This is a genomic window from Chrysosporum bergii ANA360D, assembly GCF_029891735.1.
In the GTDB taxonomy this organism is placed as follows: Bacteria; Cyanobacteriota; Cyanobacteriia; order Cyanobacteriales; family Nostocaceae; genus Umezakia; species Umezakia bergii.
In genome coordinates this window covers 23,775-44,074 of record NZ_JANQDH010000048.1, presented here as the reverse complement: position 1 = coordinate 44,074, position 20,300 = coordinate 23,775, and the positions used below count along the sequence as shown (strand labels likewise).

The following is a 20,300-nucleotide window of genomic DNA, read 5'->3' as shown; positions in this document are numbered from 1 at the left end:
TCCCTGGTGATGCGTCCCCCACCTTTGCGAATTTACCTTTAACTAGGGAAATTCCCCGTTTTCTGGAAGAAAGCGTCAACATAGGCGAAATACCCATGCTTCGCGCCTTCCGTCACTGGGTACAAGGGCAAATAGCACATTAAGGACATCAAAACATAGTGGGAGCTTGAGAAACCCTACGCTAAAGCCTAGGGGATGAAACGCGGATCAACAGGATTTATCCTGTGGTGTCCTTAACAAAGGGTCATGAGTATTTACAAAGTATTTTTGTTCAGTTAAAATCAAAAAGAGCATCTACAAACTGGTGAAAAACCCATAAGATGCCAACTCAATTAGTCACACAGCTAAGTATAATCTTAGTCAAGGTGAGTCAGGGAGCTTTGAGACTCCCAAAGCGATATTATTTAATAAATCATATCGTTAAGCGTTGCCTAGCGTGTCTTCAGTCCGCGTAGCAACATCAGTTTAAAATCTCCTGTGTTTCAACCAGGGGTTATGTCAAACTAATTAAGGTGCATCATACATAAGCTGTGATCTTATGCCTAGTGTTGAACGCGACGAAAATAGAGAGCATCGCATTAAAACAGAAATAATTGTCGATGCTGAAGATAAAGAAGAGAGGGCAATGGGTTGGTATGACTACCTGGACGACAACCTAAATGTCCCCTTTATAGCTACTTTAAAGAAGAAATCACGTAAAACAGCCACAGTGGAGGAAAAAACAGTTGAGGTGCTGGGAATGGCACCAGATGATGAGTGCCTAAAAGATATGTATGTGGAAGTGGTAGAACCCAATGGTAAAGATGAAGACGTGTTCACTGCTAAACTTTCAGATATAGTAGCAAGTGATACTGACGAAGAAACAAAAGAAGCGATCGCGGACTGGCACTATTGGCTGGCTAGAGGTTACAAATTCTAGCAACCACTAACAGAGAAATGCCCAACAGGCTTTCAATATTGCCAAATACCAGGCAGGAGGTTAGAGAAACTTCCTGCCTATATTTAGTTAACTTTTCCCTACAGGTGACACTTTAAGCCATCGCTGCTGAAAGTGACTGTGTTACTAATTGTTTCAACAATTCAGCCTTATCAGTGCGCTCCCAGGGCAAATCTAAATCACTCCGCCCAACGTGACCGTAAGCCGCGATGTCCTGATAAAAACGTCCGCCTCGTTCACTGGGTAAGTTACGTAAATTGAAAACATGGATAATTCCTGCGGGACGTAGTTCAAATTGGTCTTTGACTAACTCCAGTAGGGTTTGATCATCCACCTTCCCTGTACCAAAGGTTTCCAGAAAAATGCTCACCGGCCGGGCTACACCAATGGCATAACTGAGTTGAACCTCACATTTTTGAGCCAACCCAGCAGCAACAATGTTTTTAGCCACATAGCGAGCTGCATAAGCAGCAGAACGGTCTACCTTAGTGGGGTCTTTACCCGAGAAAGCGCCACCGCCATGGCGGGAATAACCACCGTAGGTATCAACAATTATTTTCCGACCTGTGAGACCAGAGTCGCCTTGAGGTCCGCCAATGACAAATTTGCCAGTGGGGTTAACTAAGAAACGTGTTTCTTCGGTAGGCTTAATGGCTATGTCAGCAAAAATAGGTTCCACTACTGCTGACCACAGGTCTTGTTTGATTTTGGCTTGTATTGCTACTTCATCTCTGATTTCCCCGATGGTTTCTGTGTGCTGGGTGGAGATGAGAATAGTATCAATACTTACCGGATACCCGTCCTCGTAGGCTACAGTTACTTGTGTTTTACCATCGGGGCGCAGATATGGCAATTCGCCTGTTTTGCGGACTGCTGCCAAGCGGCGGGCGAGGCGATGAGCAAGACTGATAGGTAAGGGCATCAGTTCCGGTGTTTCGTTGCAGGCGAAGCCAAACATGATACCTTGATCGCCAGCACCCACTGCATCGAATTGTTCATCACTATTCTGCTGGCGTGTCTCTTGGGCAGTATTCACACCTTGGGCTATGTCCGGCGACTGTTCATCTAAAGCCACAAGCACGCTGGCGCTACCCGCAGAGAAACCATTTACAGCGTCTGTGTAGCCTATTTCGGCTATTTTTTTCCGGGCTAGGTTGACGTAATTGACATTGGCTTTACTAGTAATTTCCCCAGTAATTAGTACCAAACCAGTATTAACCACCACTTCAGCCGCCACACGACTGCTGGGGTCTTCCGTGAGTAAGGTATCAAGGATTGTATCAGAAATTTGATCGCAAATCTTATCTGGATGACCTTCGGTAACTGATTCGGAGGTGAATAAATAGCGTTTAGACAAAAAGAGTTCCTCCTTTTCAACGATTACTGCTGGCTAAATTTTGACTATTTAGTTCAGCAACTAATGTATGAAATCATAACAAGATTAGGACACGCAACAGTTAGTATTTGATTTATTTTTGTAAATTAGGGAAATAAAATTAATTTTGATTTGAATCGTGCAAACACTACCGTCTCCCTGACGCTAAATAACGCCAGTAGAAATTTTACCTCTACTCCTATTAGACCTAGGTCTAGTAAAAGCAAGGAACCTCAGTCACACCGGAATCCCCCGGCTAAAGCCGGGGGGAGTGTCAAATTAGCAATGCTGAGTTAAACTTGAACTGCTAGTTTTGCTTCTTTTGTTGTCAAACCCTCGTAAGCAGCACGCATTTTTAAACCGGTCAACACTTGGAACAATCCAGTTCCGTTGTTGGAACCTGGATACTCTCGGTGTTGGAGTAGCAAGTGAGTCATTTCCCCTTGATACTTGGTGGATGTATTGCTTAGATGAGTTTCGATATAAATCACCTCTTCAAGGTTGTCGAATTGACCGTCTATTTCTAGCACAGATACATAGCGACCATAGTACACATCAGAACCATAGTATAACTGCATACCAGGATAAGAACAAGTTAGTTTACGTCCGCAAGGAGTCCAGTGGATGGTTGAGCCTTGATCAAATAGGTAGGTTGGCTCAAAGCCTTCTCTGTCTTCCCGTTGCAACATACGTACCCGTAACACCTTACGCTCGGTATCGTTTTTAATCAGGTTGGTGGGGAGTACCTGAAGAACCACGTCGGCAAATTCCCTTTGTGGCTCGATGAATTTCTCAAAATCCGGTTTACGGGAATTGATTTGAGCTAAAACATCTTCATAGCGGTGTCCCCTTTCGGCCATGTCTCGCTGAATTTTCCAGGCAATCTTGACTTCATCACTGATGTCAAAATAAACACTAAAATCAAGCAGCGATCGCACCCGTTCATCGTATAAAGGATGCAGACCTTCCACAACTATGATATGATTAGGCTCTACCCGTTCCGGTGGATCAATAGTCCCGGTTTCGTGGTTATAAATCGGCTTATCAATGGCTTGACCTTCTTTAAGTGCTTTGATTTGCTCATACATCAAGTCAAAATTGTTAGCTCTAGGATCAAGAGCGGTTATGCCTGTTTCTTTGCGCTGCTTGCGGTCCAAGCAGTGATAGTCATCTAAGCAGATGACTGTCATGAACTCTTCCCCAAATAAATCTGTTAAACGACGCAAAAAGGTAGATTTACCGCATCCGGAGTCTCCGGCTACTCCAATCAATACCACCCTTTCCGGCTTAGTTGTCATAAATTTCCTCTAAATACTAAATGTTTCAGTCAATATTTTTTCACACAGAAGATTTTTAAACTAGGGGTTGATCCTGTTTTGTTGCTTCTCAGCAGGGCTAGGGAATATCCAGACGGGCAGACATTGCTAGCTGGCAAGTATTTAATCTAGCGTGGTGTTCTCGATTTTAACAGAAGGTGGTATTCTATAACAAGATTTGATCTCAGAAAGAATTTACCACTTTATGATTAATTTTGCGGACAGGTAGGATGTGGGTTCAGTTTGTATTTACTAGTCCTAGTTAAAGAAAACTGCCAAGCTACAAGTCATGGTATCTTCCCCTTTGGGTGGTTGAAGCCATCTCCCTAATGGGAGTGGTGATTCACGAAAAAAAGATTAAATTGACTCATCATTAACATTCTGCCAAAAACTTATCCTTTACCTTAGAAGGTGAACAGGTGTGTTTTTTGCTATCCTTGTATGTCCTTGGTGAGTGAACCTAGCACGGCATGAGCTTATAATGCCACTTTCCTGGATTACCAGTCTTTGTATCAGAAAATTAGGTACACTAAAACTGGTGAAAGGAAAGAATTTTTTTGAGAAACGGTTAAGTAAAAATCGGAGTGTTAGAACGAATGTACAATCAAGGTGCTTTTGGGGGTGCTGCCAACACAGAATTCGGTAGCCGCGTCTTCGTTTATGAAGTGGTGGGTCTGCGCCAGAACGAAGAAACTGATCAAACAAACTACCCAATTCGTAAAAGTGGCAGTGTGTTCATCAGAGTACCTTACAACCGCATGAATCAAGAAATGCGACGGATCACTCGCCTGGGCGGCAAAATTGTTAGTATCCAATCTGTAAGTACTCTAGAACAAATTAATCCTACAGCCTCCCATGAGAGTGCTGACAACAATAAAGAGTCTTCAGTTACACCTGAAACAGCTGCTAACAGTGAGGGCAATGGTAAAGCTACACCTGTCAGTGCTAATAGTGAAGTTAAAGGCTTTGCTAAACCACCAGCTGAAGAACAGCCCAAAAAGAAGGACAAAAAAGGCAACACCATGACTCAAGCGAAAGCCAAAAAAGGCGCTGACGTTCCTGTAAATATTTACCGTCCTAATGCTCCATTCATTGGTAAGTGTATATCTAATGATGCGTTAGTGGATCAAGACGGTATTGGTATTGTTCAGCACATCAAATTCGACCTGTCTGGCAGTGAGCTAAAATATATAGAAGGTCAAAGTATTGGCATTATTCCCCCGGGTTTAGATAAAAACGGCAAGCCCGAAAAACTGAGACTGTATTCAATTGCTTCTACTCGTCATGGCGATGATGTGGATGATCAAACAATATCTCTATGTGTCCGCCAGTTGGAGTACAAGCACCCAGAAACAGGAGAAACAGTTTACGGTGTTTGTTCTACTTATTTAACTCAACTGGAACCAGGGGCAGATGTGAAAATCACCGGCCCAGTGGGTAAGGAAATGTTGCTACCTGAAGATCCAGAAGCCAATATTATTATGATGGCAACTGGAACCGGTATTGCTCCCATGCGGGCTTACCTGTGGCGGATGTTTAAGGACTCAGAAAAGGCAGTTAACCCAGATTATCAGTTTAAAGGATTCTCTTGGCTGATATTTGGTGTTCCCACAACTCCCAACATCTTATATAAGGAAGAACTGGAAGAAATACAGCAAAAGTACCCTGATAACTTCCGCCTTACCTATGCTATCAGCCGGGAACAAAAAAATCCCCAAGGTGGCAGAATGTACATCCAAGACCGCGTGGCAGAACACGCTGATGAATTGTGGCGTTTGATTAAAGAAGAAAAAACTCACACCTACATTTGCGGTTTGCGTGGTATGGAAGGTGGTATTGATGAAGCTTTAACTGCCGCTGCTGCTAAGGAAGGAGTAGTGTGGAGTGATTACCAAAAGGAACTGAAAAAAGCTCATCGTTGGCACGTGGAAACTTACTAAGTTACTTTACGGCTTGAGTATGCAAACTCAAGCCATTAACAAAGCCTAATCAAGTAGGGTGGGTGATTAACTCGCCCTATAATTGTTTTTACATCACTGTCTGGTGATGGTAAGTGTAGACAGCTGAGAACAAAACTCGCCAAATGAGGGTACAAAATTTGTGGGAGTGAAACTAGGAATATTAGGTTTAGGCACTGTCGGTACAGGTACAGTGCAATTATTACAAGATGTTGCGGGACGTAACCCGTTATTACAGCAAATAGAAATATATCGAGTGGGAGTAAGAACCCTTGACAAAAACCGTGGTGTAGAATTGCCAGCTGAGGTATTAACTACAGATTTAGCCGCCATTGTCAATGACCCGGCAGTGGATATAGTAGTTGAATTGATGGGGGGATTGGAACCAGCGCGATCGCTGATCATAACAGCTTTAAAAAACGGTAAACACGTTGTCACTGCCAATAAAGCCGCCATCGCCCGTTTTGGGGCAGAAATTTTTACCACTGCCAACCAAGCAGGGCTGTATGTCATGTTAGAAGCTGCTGTGGGGGGCGGTATCCCGGTGATTCAACCCCTGAAGCAGTCTTTAAGTGTTAACCGTATTCATACTGTGACTGGTATAGTTAATGGTACAACTAATTACATTCTAACCAGGATGCAAAGGGAAGGTAGTAACTTTAGTGATGTTTTGGCAGACGCTCAAACATTAGGTTATGCTGAAGCTGACCCCACAGCTGATGTAGACGGACTAGACGCGGCAGATAAAATTGCCATCCTGGCATCATTGGGCTTTGGTGGACGCATTAATCTAGAAGATGTGTATTGTGAAGGCATTCGCCAAGTTAGCAAGACAGACATTACCTATGCCGAAAAGTTGGGATTTGTGATTAAGTTATTAGCGATCGCCAAACAATACACAGACTCATCCTCTCTTTCCGTGAGAGTGCATCCCACCCTAGTACCCAAAGCACATCCCTTAGCCAGCATCAACGATGTTTATAATGCCATTCTTATAGAGGGGGAACCCATTGGGCAGGTGATGTTTTTTGGACCCGGAGCCGGTGCGGGTGCAACAGCTAGTGCCGTCACTTCAGATATCCTAAATTTAGTTGCCCTTCTCCAAACCAGTACAGCTAAACCCAATCCCCTCTTAACTTGTAGACATCAACATTACTCCCCAGTTGCCCCCATTACCGAACTAGTGACGCGATTTTATGCCCGGTTCCTCACTAAAGACCAACCGGGAGTTATTGGTAATTTGGGTACTTGCTTTGGTAAATACGGCGTTAGTTTAGAGTCTGTGGTGCAAACAGGCTTTCAGAAGGGACTAGCAGAAATTGTGGTGGTGTCCCACGATGTTCGAGAAGGAGATTTTCGGCAAGCTCTGGCAGAAATTCAAACCTTAGAGGCCATAGATAGTATTCCCAGTTTACTGCGAGTGCTGTAACTGTTAAGAACGGGAGAATCTAGCTTTCATTGCCATATTGTGCCTGCACTTGACAAAACTCCCAAAACTTTCTGGCAGCGGGCATCTTGCCCGCTAATCATTAACTCCTAAATTGTGCCTGTTGCCAGATTTACCTAAGCTTCTGGAAGATTTTTGCCGACAACTTGGGATTTGAGAGTAGTGATTTCACTAGTTAGCTCTTGCCTAGTAGAAGCTTTGAGCAAGTAGCGGTAAACAAACCAAACAGAGTAGCCAATACCAATTAATTCAAAACTTGGTGCTACTAAAGGAATGTCGTTCAAAGAGTCTAATACTGCCAAGAGTACCTTAACCGAAACAACTGCTGCCACAATTAAACCAACGCTAACCAGGGGCTGCTTATATTGATTAAAGAAGTTACCCAGGTACTCAGGCAGTGTTGCCAAAAAAACAGAAATTTGTTCACCGTACTTTTGCCACTGTTCTTGAGACTGTACAGGGCGTTGGAGTTTGGTAATGGTTCCCATTTGGTTGTTGATATCTGGCACTGCTGGGTTTTGAGATTTGGTTTCTGGGAATTCCGGTTCTTGCATTTTTACTCCTCTAAATTTAACGGTTGATTTGATCTAAGCCGGACAATGACAACCAAAAGGCTGTTCACGGGGCAATGAATGCACCACAGCATGAGTAGGACTGGGTTTGATGCACAAAAGGTTTTGTCCTACAACCATAATCGCCTGATTACCTCCACTGCATCAACTACAAGGTAGACATTGACACTCCCCCAGGCTAAAGCCTGGGGATTCTTGAAGAGTCCACAAACTGACCTTCAATGGTGCTGGCAAAAACACCCTAGACGCTCAAAACAATTAACAGTACGAAAGGTATTGCTATAGCCAGGGGCTTGCGTCTCGTTTTATGGTCAATGGTAATTATTCAAGCAGAAATCAGGTCAAAGCCAGACAACCTCATAACTTATACAAGTTTAAACGTTTATTAAAGCTATCTCACAGAGTGTTTGTCACTCATTCATCATATTAATATTAATTCTTGAAATACTCACCGATATTCTGGGTTGGTGATTCTTGACCGTTCACTGCAACTTGCTACTGAACTAGTCTGACAGTCGCTCCCGGTCTCTTTAACTCTTTAAAGTCCTGCCGATGCCCCATGCCGATTACTCTTGGATTATAACTGTATTTTAAATAACATATTTTCTGGGTATGATATGTATGCCTGTAAATTTTAAATATTACTGGGGATGTTACAAGATATTCTTACTTCATCCCCAGTTAACTAGATTAGTGTTACTGATGAAAATATACTAGTCCCAATCGGGGAAGATATCCGCTGCATCTCCACCAATACCGATTGCAGTGTGATAGATTTCCGCATCAGTGATGATCATCTGCTCCATTGATGCACCGTATACATTAGAGTCGTAAATTTGAGCGCGAGTTAGATTAGCCCCGTTGAGATTAGCTCGTTTAAAATTAACGTTGGTGAGCAAGGCTGCTGTTAAGTTCGCACCTTTCAAATTAGCATTAGTTAAGTCTGCTCCTTCCAGATTTACTCCTTCCAGGTTAGCTCCCGAGAGATTTGCTCCTCGTAGGTCAGCACCAATTAAATGGGCACCTTTGAGATTAACTCCTGATAAGTCACACCGGACACATTCTCTGGTCAAATTGAGCTTTTGTAAGTCTTGGGAATTACTAGCCTTAACTATGCTAGTAAAAATTAGGGGAGTTGCTAAGGCCAGAACTGCAAATAGCTTGAGTTTCATATTGTTTTCCCCCTCGTGATTAAACTACATCCGTTCTTGTCCTCACGACTTTATTATCTCACTAAATTGCTCAAATTTGCTGCGAGGTTGTCCTAAGTTGATAGTTTAATAGACAAGCCTGTACACTCATGGAAAAACATAAACCTCACTAATTCCCTATCTGTTAGAGCCTTCATCGCTTCCCAGCCACATAATCCCCGCAAAAATACGGAAAACTGGCTAAAGTTCATCAGCGATCGCAAAATATCCTCCCTTCACTCAAACTCTCACTCCCTGGGTTTCTGCGTGATACAAATTCATACCTTAATTCATTAAAAAAGGGAGTTTACCTCCCTTAAATAAAACACTGTTAGGTGATTTTTTAGTTACGTTCCCTAGGTAAAAAAGCTATGGGGTCTTTTGCTCCTTTGCCTGGTGGGTGGATTTCAAAGTGGGTGTGGGGTCCGGTGCTAAAACCAGTGCTACCCATGTGAGCGATTTGTTGCCCTTGGGTGACACGTTCACCTGCTCGCACTAAAGTGCGGCTATTGTGAGCATAGCGGCTCAGACTGCCATCATCGTGGCGAATATCCACTAGGATACCGTAACCACCTCTGTTCCAGCCGGATTTTTCCACCACACCGTCAGCAGCAGCATAAATTGGCGTACCAGTGGCGTTAGCAATGTCAATACCCCTGTGCATTCTTCCCCAGCGTCTACCATAGCCGGAGGTGAGTACACCTTTTGCCGGCCATATGTAGCTTGTTGAAGCGGTTGCAGGGGGTGGTGTAGTGGCATCAATGGGTTGGGGCAAGTATTGCTGGACTGCGGCCAAAGGCGGTAACTGTTGCCGTAATTGTGGAGTTACCCTAGTTCCCCGTAAGTTTCCTAGAGTATCAGAGATACCAGCATCACTAGAAGATGCTGCTATTTCCTGCCCAGAGCGATTGCGGTTAGAGAAAAACTCTGGATTGATTGGCTCGTTGGTACTAAAAGTACGGGTTTGGGAATTAGCAGATTGACTGCCATAGTTGGGTAGATTCAGCCTAGGAACATCAATAGGAATTGAGCGATTGTTTCGTACCCCGGTAGGTTGAGAAGCTGAGGCTAGATTTGGTTTAACCACAGGAATGGCTATGGGAGCTTTCTCAGTGTCATTAGTTGCTGGCTTGATTGCGTCGCCATATTTTTGTTGGCGATACTGCTCCCGTAGTCTCTGGATTTCTGCCTCTGGGCTATTGATTTGAGCAATGGGACTGGGGACGGTTGCTTCTGGTTCTGGTTTAGTAGCTACTGGTACAACTGCATTTCCAGATTCCTGGTTGCGGTATTTTTCTTGTAATTTTTTGATTTCTGCTTGTAGGCTATTTGTTTGAGCAACCGTAATGGGCGCAGCAGTTGGTTCAGGTTCGTTGGCTGATTCCTGGTTATTGAATTTCTCCCTTAATCTCTGGATATCAGCCCGTAAGGAACGGAGACCTTGATTATTTTTTGTACCTACCGTTTGTTCAGCAGATTTTTGAGCCTGCTGCATTTCGGCAAATATTGTTGGTACTGCTGTATCACCACCTAGACCTTGAGTATTGGCATTAATAGATTCTGTTTCTATGGTTGTTGCAGTTTTTACCTGTATCTGGTTATTAGCAGTCACTGGTAACTGTGATGAAGCAGCAGGTAGACTCACTTGAATGCCAGCATTGTTGGTGGTGTAGTTGTTTAGCTGAGGGGTACTACTAGAATAAGCCCTATTGGCAGCAACTACTACTGGTATCGAAATAGCTCTAGAACCGTTACCCTGAGTAATAGGAATAATCAGTTGTTGATTAACTTTGAGTTGATCCGGATTGCTCAGATTATTTGCTTGGACTATTTCCGAAATGGAAATATTATGTCTCAGAGCGATCGCCGCCAGTGTGTCCCCTGGTTTTACTTGATAACTGCCGTTACCGGATAACCCTACAACTTCCCGTGCTGCTGGTACAGGTATGGTTATAGCTTCCCGGTTGGAGTCACTTTGTTGTTTGAACCTCGATACTAAATTTTCATCCTTGTCATTAGCCGTTTTAGAGCCGATTTCTGCTCCTTTTTCTGTTGTTTTCGGCTGTGTGGAAGCTATGTCAGTTTTTGATGATATTTGGGTCTCCTCAGACCGCAACTCCGCCAGACTGTTTCTTAAACGGTTCGATTTTTCCTGTAAGCGACTTATGGCAAATGTTTGCTGCGCTTTTAGTTGAGCATTCATTTCACCATTGGCTTCTGGGTTTTCCAGTACCTTTGGTTGCTGTTCGCCTGTTAAATTTACAGTTGCTTCCTCGGTTGGGGTAGTAACCGTACTAGACAGTTCTGGTACTGTCTCATGGGCTGTAATTCCTCCTGACAATTCCTGTGATACTGGTAGTTGTGAATTGAAGGAAGTTTTCTCAGATCCCTTGGTGTCGGATTGTACCCCACTAACAGGAACCTGCCATTTAGTTTCAAGCTCAGGTAATTGTGAAATTGCTGTTGGTTGCAGGATGACAGGATTTTCTGTCAACTTTGTGGGAGCAAATTTCACTGTCGTGTTAGAACCAGCAGGAATTGTTGAAGTTGCCTTTTGGCTACCCAGAGGAGCTGCTCCTTGAGCCTGATCGCTTTGTCGAGTTATCAAAAGGCTGGTTGTTCCCATTGATATCGCTAAACCAATCATTGCAGCTTGTGTCCCCACCCGACGGTTAACCCTAGGATTAACTACGTTTGGTTGTTCTAAGTGTTCCACCGGGGCATCATCATTATTCAAGGTATTTTTCAGCACAGCTTTTTCTCTTTTTTTCAATGCTCGTTTCAAAGATGACCTCCTATGATCACGCTTCACTTAACTGATCTCGATTTTTCAGTCGGATACTACTCCATGATTTAAATCACATTGAATGATAGACCAAGATCACCTTCATCAGAGATATTTAAGCAAGATTAACTTGCTTCTCTGATTTAGACAAGTTCAGACTCATTAGCAAACCTTAAAAATTGCTGTGCTGACTTGTCCGCTTGACTCCTACACACCATAGAACTTTTGCTTTTGACAGTTATCTTCACCTTTTTGACTACGCTTACTAGGACTGAACAATAATTATATATTCAGAAAGCCCTTTGTGGGCGTTGCAAGATAATGGTTCTGATTTCTGCCCATCGGCTCTGCCCTGTGTTGTAGATATATTCAAGGTTTTTCTATTCGATCCGCCTTATCAACATGAGAGTTTAAGTTGATTGATCGCTAAGAATCAACAGTACAAATTTCTCATTACTTTTGTCCTCACGGAAATCACTTATTCAATAAAATATTTTTCTCTCCCGATTTTGGCGAGTATTTATCACTAAACTTGCGGGAAAATGCTTATTTATTACAAATTATTTTAGTATTATTACTTATGTTTTGCCGAAAAAATTATTTTTCAGGGCAATGTTTACGGACTTTTTTTCAAAAATCAAACAGCATTCCCATATTCCTACTGGTGGGGAAAATTATTAAGTATTTTTACTGTAAATAACCCAACTGACGACGGGCTTCAAACAAGCTTACGGCTACACTGACCGAAAGATTTAAGCTGCGAACACCAGACTCAGCCATGGGAATGTAAAGTTTAGCGTCACAATCTGACAAAATTGTAGATGGTAAGCCACTAGTTTCGCTACCAAAAAGCAACCAATCATTGGCTTTAAATTGAAAATCAATGTAATTAAAATTCCCCCTGACTGTGAAGCCCAAGCATCTACCGCCACGTTCCCGATGTGTGGCTTTAAAGGCTTCTAAGGATTCGTGATAGTAGAGTTTGACATAAGGCCAATAATCTAACCCTGCTCTTTTGAGGTAGCGATCGCTTATTTCAAACCCTAAAGGAGCCACTAGATGTAATTCTGTACCCGTAGCTGCACAAGTACGGGCAATATTGCCTGTGTTTGGGGGGATTTGTGGATGAACTAAAACGACCTGGGGCATTGTCTGGGATACTAATACTTATACTAATCAATCTCAACTAACACTCAGACTATAAGCAACAAGAAAGTTTGGGGAGAGAAAATAAATAATTTTGTGGTTTCGGGTTTCTCTCGCCAAATCTACCTTTGAAACCAAGACAGAAGATTTAAGCTACTAGAGGCGAACACAATTTGTTTTCTAGTTCAACTTCTCGTTCCTCAGTGGCAACAATTGCTTGAGTGAGGACACGCTGAGAGTCAAAACCGACTGAGTACAATTGTAACCACTGTTGGGCTTCGTTACCTGCCAGGATAATTTTCTGTAAAGGGGAAAGGAAACAGTTAAAACCATGTTGTTTAGCTATCGCCCAAACTTCTTGATATAGTTCAGTAATCCAATCTCTGGCAGAGATGAATCTGCCATCTTCCCAGTGCTGCAACTGAGCATCAAGACTAGCAGTGGCTACGGCTGCTTCATTACTAGCGGTGACTGCAATCAATTCTTCAGGAGAAAAGCTACTTTGAATTAACGGGTCAAGGTTGGGGTTAGCCATCAACTGCAACAAACGGGCTTCCAGTAAAGCGGTAATTGCTAATAAAGCAATGGGATCAGTAACCAAGTCACAAATTCGTAATTCTAAGCGATTAAGGTCATAAGGACGGCCATCGCCATTTGGTCGGACTGAAGTCCACAAATGCCGCACATTTTGCATAGTTCCAGCAGCCATTTGTGCTTCTACCCATTGAATATGATGGGCGTGGCTGGTAAATAGCGGCACACCATCGGGGGTTTGGGGAAACACAGCCCAGCGGGTGGAATGATAACCAGTAGCCTGGCTATCCAGGAAGGGGGATGAGGCGCTCAAGGCCAGGAATAAAGGCGCTTCTACACGAATCAGGCGACAAGCCCGCATTAATACCTCTGGGTCACTAATACCAATATTAATATGAACACTGGCTGTAACCACTTTTGTACCATAGGTATTTTCTATGTACTCATGATAAGGATTATTCGGGTCAGAACGAAAAAAGCGATCGCTTCCACCCAAAGACAAAGTACTACCAGGAATTAAAGTGTAATTGCCCAAACTTTCCAAATAGCGGCGTAACTTGCGCCGGGGAAGCAGCAAAGCGCACAATAAATTTTCATAATTATTCAATGGTTGGGTTGTATATTCCACATTGCGACTGTCAGGTTCCCGGACAAACCCATGCAAACCAGCCACAATTTTGTCGGAGAGACCGACTATTTCACCTTGAGGCGTACCTGTGTACATCTCAATCTCAAAGCCTTTTAATAGAACCACTTTGTTCCCCTCGCCTCTCCTCTGGTAAAACTGTATCGAATTAAACGAATTTCTGCATCTACATTTAAGTTAACTTAAAATTCGCAATTATTGAAATGTAAATGATCGTCTTGTAACACAAGCATCCTGCTTGTTAATCATGTACATCATTAACAGGGAACCGTAACCCTGAGATTTTCTACCCTGATTTTTCCCTTACCTTTTCCTGGGTGGAGAAGTCTGGGACTTAATAAATTCATGGGGTGAATCATTCTCCTGAGCAATATTGAGACGGATAAATTGCGCCCACACTTGCTCACTAAGTAGGCTTAGAGCAGTTTCCGGTTGATGAGATGCCATGGCGCTGATCACCTTACGCCATTCCTGCTGCAATGATTTGATAAAAGTTTCCTCCCCGGAAAACTGATTCAGCAAAGCAAGTGCATCTAACAAAATTACAGAATCATCAGGTAAATTATTTGATTTCACATCTGGAAGTAAAACATTCAGCCACACTGGGAGAAGTTCTAGCCAGTTGTTTTCCTGTATCTCCCTGAGTGTAATATCTTGCATACCCAGCCCCGCCCATAAACACAAACAATCTACAGCAACTTGAAAATTTCTGTTTTCTAAAGCCATATTCCAGCGTTTTTGTGCATAATTGTGGCAACGAAGAGCCATAAATTGATGCGCTTCCTCGACTTGATCGGGAATAGTCACCTGATAAACTGACTCACCCGACGGTAAATATTCCCCTCCACAAGAAACCCAGTCATAAAATCCAAACAGATAAATTTGATGATCAACCATAATTTCTTTGACATGGGAATCTCCCAAACAAAAAACTTGTACAGATGGTAAATCATCAGGGGTTTTAATAGCACGCAGTTTTTTTTCTACATCTGCCGGTGGTTGAGCAATTCCATGTCCAATTAAAATCCATACTCCAGCTTGAGCTAGTTTTTTTAACAAGTTCAAAAATTCTTGATTGACAACAGCTTCAGTCAACCAAGGAGAATAGATAATAATTTGGCGTTGGGCAGATTTTAAAACCTCCCCAACAGTGGGAATAATTTCTCCATCCCGTAACTTTACAGCAGAGTTAGTCAGTTTCGCGAGCCTAGATTCTATTTCAGTATGTTTATGGTGAAAAGTAGTTTCCCGCTCCAAATTTATGGCTGGGTTTGATAATTTACATAAAGCTTGCCAAGGTATTTTACCTTTACTTTGCAGCACCTCCATCCGTTTTGATGCTGATGCTAGAATTTCCTTACCGCTTCTGATTTGGATACTCAATTGCTCTTGTTCATCATCAAAGATGACTAACAAAAATATATTTTTCCAAACTGTTTGGGGTGTTCCTAAAACTTGACAATCAGTAACAACTTTTCCTAATTCCGGTCTATGAAAATCTAAACCTGACACCTGAATATATTGTTGTAACTTATCAATGCTTAAATCAGATATATCATTAATTTTACGACCAACTTTGATAAATTCGGCTAAATCCGGTAGATTCAACGACACATCATTATTTAATGGTTCAAGAGAAAAAACCAGCTTTGCGTCTAAAGCATCAGCAACAGCGTATACTTGTCTGGGGTATGGAGGTTGAGGTACACAACCCTTGGCGTAAAAATCTCGCCCTGCTTCCGTGACCGTCACCGGGGAAGTGGTTGATAAGGTTTGTAATGCTTGTAAATTGGCGGTGGTACTGCGGATAAATATAGGGTCAAGCCCTAATATAGATGCTAATTCATCTTCTGTTGGTGGGGGTGAAAATTCAATTCCAGCACGGATAATAAATTCTTCGAGTACATTAAATTCGCGGGGTTCCTGAATAAATAATTTGACATTAGTTTGATGTAAACTATAGCGAAATTCCCAAGCCGCTAAAACCGATAAATGAGTATTTTTCGCTGTAATTTCCTCCGCTAAATTTTTGAGTTTTTCATCAATAGGTTTAGCTAAAAAAGCGAGAAAAATCAACAAAACCTCCTTGAATATTAACAGTTTGGGAAATTTCTAAATACATATTTCCCACTTTACCCCCTTGGCGGGTAAATAAATCATGACAACCCACAATTACCAGTAATTCTTGGGCGCGGGAAAAAGCCACATTTACCCGTTCTGGTTTTTTGGCAAACCCAACATCACCTTGATCATTATTACGAACCATACTAACAATTACCACAGGGCGTTCCATACCCTGGAATCTGTCAACTGTACCAGTGCGAATATCCAAGGAAGGAAAAAGTTGCGGTTGTAAACGTTCGTCAATTTTTCTCAATTGTGCGTTATAAAATGTAATTACTGCAATTTGTTTTTTTGCTTCCCCCTTGGCTATTTTAGCCGCCCAGGTGTCCTCAAATTGCTGACATAGGCTTGCTATTATATCAATTTCATGCGGATTAGAAAAAGAAGTATTTTCCCGTTGTTCTTCAAATTCCTTGTCTCTCGGCATTTTTACCCAAACCAAATGGTGATGTGTTTGGATAATTTCCCCGGTCAAATTATGGGCGCGTTGGCTGTCTGGTTGTAAAAGTCCACATTCTAGTTTACCTTGATAAAATTGGTTGATTGCTCCCATAATAAAGGGGTGCATTCTATATTGTATATTCAGCATTTGTTTGATGCTTGCATCGGCAGATTCAAACTGAATTTTAAATAATGACTCTTCTAAAAATTCCAGTTCTGATCTTTGACTACCAAGTGATTGGGCAACTTCTACAATTGTGTTACTATTAAGCATAGGGGGTAATTGCCGATGATCACCCACCATGACTAACTTTTTAGCTTTTAAAGCCGGTATGAGTAATTCCGGCGGAGTACATTTACTGACTTCATCAATGATGACAACATCAAAAGCTGTAAACTCCTGGGAAAAATTGTAATTTGCAGCTTGTACGCAAGTGATACCAATAACGTTAGCATTATCTAAATAAATTCGTTTTAAATCATTGCGATCGCGCTCTGAGGGATTTTTAACCCGATCAATCCAATCTTGGGTAAAATCATGGTAGCGCCTGACATAAGTTTCTGCTTCAACTAGTTGATTTTGCCAAGCATGAAACCTGGTTTTGATTTTGTGTAAAAATTCTAAATTAAATAAGTCTATATTAATATCTTCTGGTTGACATTTTTCGGATATGGTTAGCCAGAATCTTTCCCACCAATTCCTTGATAAAATTAACTCTTTACTTGGTTCTATGTGGGGTTGATGATTTATTTTTTTGAGTTGAGTTTGAATCTTTTGTAATTGTTTTGCAGCCAGTGTACTTTCTTGTTCTATAGTTTCTAGCTCCTCATCTAAAAATTGTTTGATATTTTCTAAAACTGGGAAAGGTGTAATTAAGGGAATTAAAGTTTCTAATTGGCTAACATAACTCAACCCAGTATTTACCTGAGTCGCAAATTTTTCTTGTTCTTCCCAAATTTTTGATTGGTTGGTCAGATATTCCGTCGCTAAAGCCCGTAATCTGTCAGGGACATTTGGCTGTTGGCGGAGTAATTGCAAACTATTGATAACCTGTTCAAGTTGGGAGTTAGCTGCTGCAATTTGAGATGAAGTACCGGATATTTGCCGGTGGGTAGATATATGTTTTTCCAGTTCACTTAGTTGATGTTGGAAATACTGAAGATTTTTTTCAGTTTGAGTCTTGACTTGTGCGATACATTGACGCGCATGAGTAAGTATAGTGGTAAATAAGTCTTCGCTAATGTATTTGAGGGTAGAATCCAGGTGATTTAATTCCCAGGACCCACCATAAACTTGTTCCATTCTCAGTAAAAACAACTGCGTATTTTCCACTAAGAATTTTCGCTGATTGAAATTCAGCAGTTGATAATTCTGAAAATCCTCATAGATTTTACGCCACTGGGAGCGATCGCTCCCTGATAGCACGAAAGGAACTTGACTAAAATTTTGCTCTAAAAAATAACTAAAATTATACTGTCTACCCTTTCTATCAACAAAACCACCCTCTACTTCATAGTTCAACGCCTTATATAAAACCTGCCAATCCGGCAAATTAATCTGATATCTACTGGGTAATATAGTTAAGTTTAATTGACCAGCAAACATCAACAAACCCAGTGGTAATTGCAGCGCCTCCTCTGTTAATACTTGTCCTGATTGCTGACATTCCCTAACTACTTGATATAAAACCACAGGTGCTGTAGATTTCCATTGTATCATAGCTGCAATCACATACTCAATTTCCCGTAAGCGGTTTTGCCAACCTTTAACTGTTTGCTCTAAATTTTCCCGTTGGCTGATCAATTCTTCCTCATCTATTGGTGGATGATGGACATTCGTATAATTTTCTCCCCTAGCTAACACCTCTTTTGCCACTTCCGACATCACAGAAACTGCATCTTGGGCATAAGCGAATGCTACTTTAAAATCAGTAATTTTATTAGCTACATTTTCCCACAGCCAAACCGCCAAAGCAAACGCATCATTAGCAGGACAAACTAAACCAAGTTTATCAGTACATTTGATAGCTTGACGAACATTGTTCAAAAAATCTCCTTCTATATCTTCTATATATGGCTGTAGATATGGTAAACAGTTTTTCAACTCTGGCGCTTGCCAATTTATATTTAGTGCATTATTAAGGATATAATCTAACCCTAATTTAATATATTTAACCTGATTAATTTTATTTAAAGCTTGCTGGTGAATAGCTGCTTGAATTTCACAGGTAGCCGCTAAACTTTCCCTTTCTTCATTTAGTTGAATTTGTTGCTCATTTAGAGCTTCTTCCCGGCTTAAATAATCTGTAAATCGTGGTAAAGCCCCCAATAATTCCCTCAAAAATTCCACATTTTGCAGACGTTTCTCAAGACTACTTTCACAGTCAGCAGCAGTATTTTCTAGCCATGTACCAATCACTTGATCTTCTAAAAACGGCTGTCCTTCTTCCCCCACTTTTTCCGCCCGTCCCTTACGCACAGCCCTAATCACTGGGTTATGAACTAATCGACTCAGCGCATTGTCCACAGCCAAATTAGCTTGAGAAGCGATGAGAGTACGTCCCCCCCGTCGGGCTATTTGATAGCAAATTTCTGCAATTACGGTGGTTTTACCAGTACCAGGGGGACCTTGAATCAAAACCAAATCTTCAGCTGCTAATACTTTTTCTACTGCTGCCTTTTGTCCAGTATTAGCAGAAGATAATAACAAATCATCCCCTTGCAGTCGTACAGTTTTGTTACTGGCCCTGGCCTGAGAAGCATCGAATAAAAACTTACCCAAATAAGGATTTTGAGTTTGTCCCTGCTTTAATTGTTCTAAAGCTTCTTTTTTACGCCGCACTTGTTGAATGTCACCAGCCGCATCAAAAAATAAAAATCCCTTTCCTGGTGGCTGATCAAGTTCTGTAGCAGTATATTCAGCTAATTCACATTCCAGTTTAACTTTAATCAAACAATTTTGAGGATCAACTTTTGCAATTGAACCCAATTGAGGAATTTTATGAGTTGGTTGTCCTCTGGGTACAGTTGAGGAAAGTTTCACCCCTTGGTTTTGGCAACCTTTGACCCGTTCCCAGAAATTGGCTAGATGTAAATAATTTTCTTCAGCACCATCGAGAGTAGCTGAGTTAACATCTACTTCAAAAGTAATGTATCTGGTATTACTGCCATAATAATTATCTACAAAAGCCACACAAAACTGACGGGATTTAGCAATATTTTCCTCAACTTGTAAAAAAGCCTTCCAAGCTTGCAGCTGGTCTGCTGTAGGTACATAATCACCACAAACAGGCACATTAGCCATACGTGCTAATGCTGCTTTCGGAATACCTAAACGATGTTGTTCATGAGGTAGCAGACGCAAGCAAAAGGGTACAGCATAACCATCCGCGTGTCCCCGTGAAAGGTGGAGTTTACAAGTCGATAAAATTTTTAAACCGCCAATTCCATCTTCCCTGATGGCGGCTCGTAAACTATAGGTTTTGCCTTGGCTTTGCAGTTTTGCAGGTAAAGGTAATTGCTCTTGATCAGTTGCGATTGTTAACTGCCAAATTTCCTCATCTGGATTTCTTCCCACACCTTGACGACGCACATAAAACATACAAGGTTGATCACCCAGTAAGTCAGGTATCTCATCTCTATTCACTACTCTGACGCATTGATAGCTCCAGTTTTCTGAATGGCGGTTGTTAAGAAAAGCGGGCATGGATACTGTTTAATTTACTGCTGTTGAATTAGACGATAAGTTTTACTGACCAATATATTGATGATAAACCAAAATAGCCGCGCCACATCATCAAAAGTTGCCATGATTGGGCTTAATCCCTAA

Annotated in this window: 12 protein-coding genes; 3 read left to right on the top strand and 9 right to left on the bottom strand. The window is 41.8% G+C overall.

Features of this window, described 5'->3' with window-relative positions:
• Positions 1–538 precede the first annotated feature (538 nt).
• The gene (locus NWP17_RS07530; protein WP_280654295.1) at positions 539–919 is read left to right on the top strand and encodes a calcium-binding protein; all 381 of its coding nucleotides are present in this window, start codon (positions 539–541) and stop codon (positions 917–919) included.
• 112 nt (positions 920–1,031) lie between these two features.
• Here the strand turns inward: NWP17_RS07530 and metK are convergent, their stop codons facing one another.
• Positions 1,032–2,294: a methionine adenosyltransferase gene (gene metK, locus NWP17_RS07525; RefSeq protein ID WP_280654294.1), complete on the bottom strand. Its 1,263-nt coding sequence runs from the start codon at positions 2,292–2,294 to the stop codon at positions 1,032–1,034.
• Between the two features lie 311 nt (positions 2,295–2,605).
• Entirely contained in the window at positions 2,606–3,610 is a 1,005-nt protein-coding gene (locus NWP17_RS07520) for a phosphoribulokinase (RefSeq protein ID WP_280654293.1), read from the bottom strand.
• Positions 3,611–4,224: 614 nt separating this feature from the next.
• Here NWP17_RS07520 and petH point away from each other — a divergent pair.
• Both petH and NWP17_RS07510 read left to right on the top strand, forming a co-directional pair.
• The gene (gene petH, locus NWP17_RS07515) at positions 4,225–5,568 is read left to right on the top strand and encodes a bifunctional rod-capping linker CpcD/ferredoxin--NADP reductase PetH (protein ID WP_280654297.1); all 1,344 of its coding nucleotides are present in this window, start codon (positions 4,225–4,227) and stop codon (positions 5,566–5,568) included.
• 160 nt (positions 5,569–5,728) lie between these two features.
• A complete protein-coding gene (locus tag NWP17_RS07510) occupies positions 5,729–7,015 on the top strand; it encodes a homoserine dehydrogenase (RefSeq protein ID WP_280654292.1) in 1,287 nt (428 codons plus the stop codon).
• Between the two features lie 134 nt (positions 7,016–7,149).
• On the opposite strand, the gene NWP17_RS07505 is transcribed toward NWP17_RS07510, so the two are convergent.
• The 7 genes from NWP17_RS07505 to NWP17_RS07475 form a co-directional block, all read right to left on the bottom strand.
• Positions 7,150–7,587, bottom strand: coding sequence for a CAAD domain-containing protein (locus NWP17_RS07505; protein ID WP_280654291.1), 438 nt, complete (start codon positions 7,585–7,587; stop codon positions 7,150–7,152).
• A gap of 731 nt (positions 7,588–8,318) precedes the next feature.
• Positions 8,319–8,777, bottom strand: coding sequence for a pentapeptide repeat-containing protein (locus NWP17_RS07500; RefSeq protein ID WP_280654290.1), 459 nt, complete (start codon positions 8,775–8,777; stop codon positions 8,319–8,321).
• 361 nt (positions 8,778–9,138) lie between these two features.
• The gene (locus NWP17_RS07495) at positions 9,139–11,580 is read right to left on the bottom strand and encodes a peptidoglycan DD-metalloendopeptidase family protein (RefSeq protein WP_280654289.1); all 2,442 of its coding nucleotides are present in this window, start codon (positions 11,578–11,580) and stop codon (positions 9,139–9,141) included.
• A gap of 687 nt (positions 11,581–12,267) precedes the next feature.
• Positions 12,268–12,729: a tRNA (uridine(34)/cytosine(34)/5-carboxymethylaminomethyluridine(34)-2'-O)-methyltransferase TrmL gene (gene trmL / locus NWP17_RS07490; protein ID WP_280654288.1), complete on the bottom strand. Its 462-nt coding sequence runs from the start codon at positions 12,727–12,729 to the stop codon at positions 12,268–12,270.
• 145 nt (positions 12,730–12,874) lie between these two features.
• On the bottom strand, positions 12,875–14,014 hold the full coding sequence (gshA, locus tag NWP17_RS07485) for a glutamate--cysteine ligase (RefSeq protein WP_280654287.1): 1,140 nt from the start codon (positions 14,012–14,014) through the stop codon (positions 12,875–12,877).
• Between the two features lie 195 nt (positions 14,015–14,209).
• On the bottom strand, positions 14,210–15,985 hold the full coding sequence (locus NWP17_RS07480) for a phospholipase D-like domain-containing protein (RefSeq protein ID WP_280654286.1): 1,776 nt from the start codon (positions 15,983–15,985) through the stop codon (positions 14,210–14,212).
• The gene (locus NWP17_RS07475; protein WP_280654285.1) at positions 15,957–20,177 is read right to left on the bottom strand and encodes an AAA domain-containing protein; all 4,221 of its coding nucleotides are present in this window, start codon (positions 20,175–20,177) and stop codon (positions 15,957–15,959) included. The genes NWP17_RS07480 and NWP17_RS07475 overlap by 29 nt, the downstream gene beginning before the upstream one ends.
• Positions 20,178–20,300 lie beyond the last annotated feature (123 nt).

Excerpts from the sequence above, each read along its gene's own strand:
- NWP17_RS07475 (WP_280654285.1), bottom strand. The coding sequence starts at position 20,177 with ATGCCCGCTTTTCTTAACAACCGCCATTCAGAAAACTGGAGCTATCAA.
- trmL (WP_280654288.1), bottom strand. The coding sequence starts at position 12,729 with ATGCCCCAGGTCGTTTTAGTTCATCCACAAATCCCCCCAAACACAGGC.
- NWP17_RS07520 (WP_280654293.1), bottom strand. The coding sequence starts at position 3,610 with ATGACAACTAAGCCGGAAAGGGTGGTATTGATTGGAGTAGCCGGAGAC.
- NWP17_RS07530 (WP_280654295.1), top strand. The coding sequence starts at position 539 with ATGCCTAGTGTTGAACGCGACGAAAATAGAGAGCATCGCATTAAAACA.
- NWP17_RS07505 (WP_280654291.1), bottom strand. The coding sequence starts at position 7,587 with ATGCAAGAACCGGAATTCCCAGAAACCAAATCTCAAAACCCAGCAGTG.
- NWP17_RS07500 (WP_280654290.1), bottom strand. The coding sequence starts at position 8,777 with ATGAAACTCAAGCTATTTGCAGTTCTGGCCTTAGCAACTCCCCTAATT.
- petH (WP_280654297.1), top strand. The coding sequence starts at position 4,225 with ATGTACAATCAAGGTGCTTTTGGGGGTGCTGCCAACACAGAATTCGGT.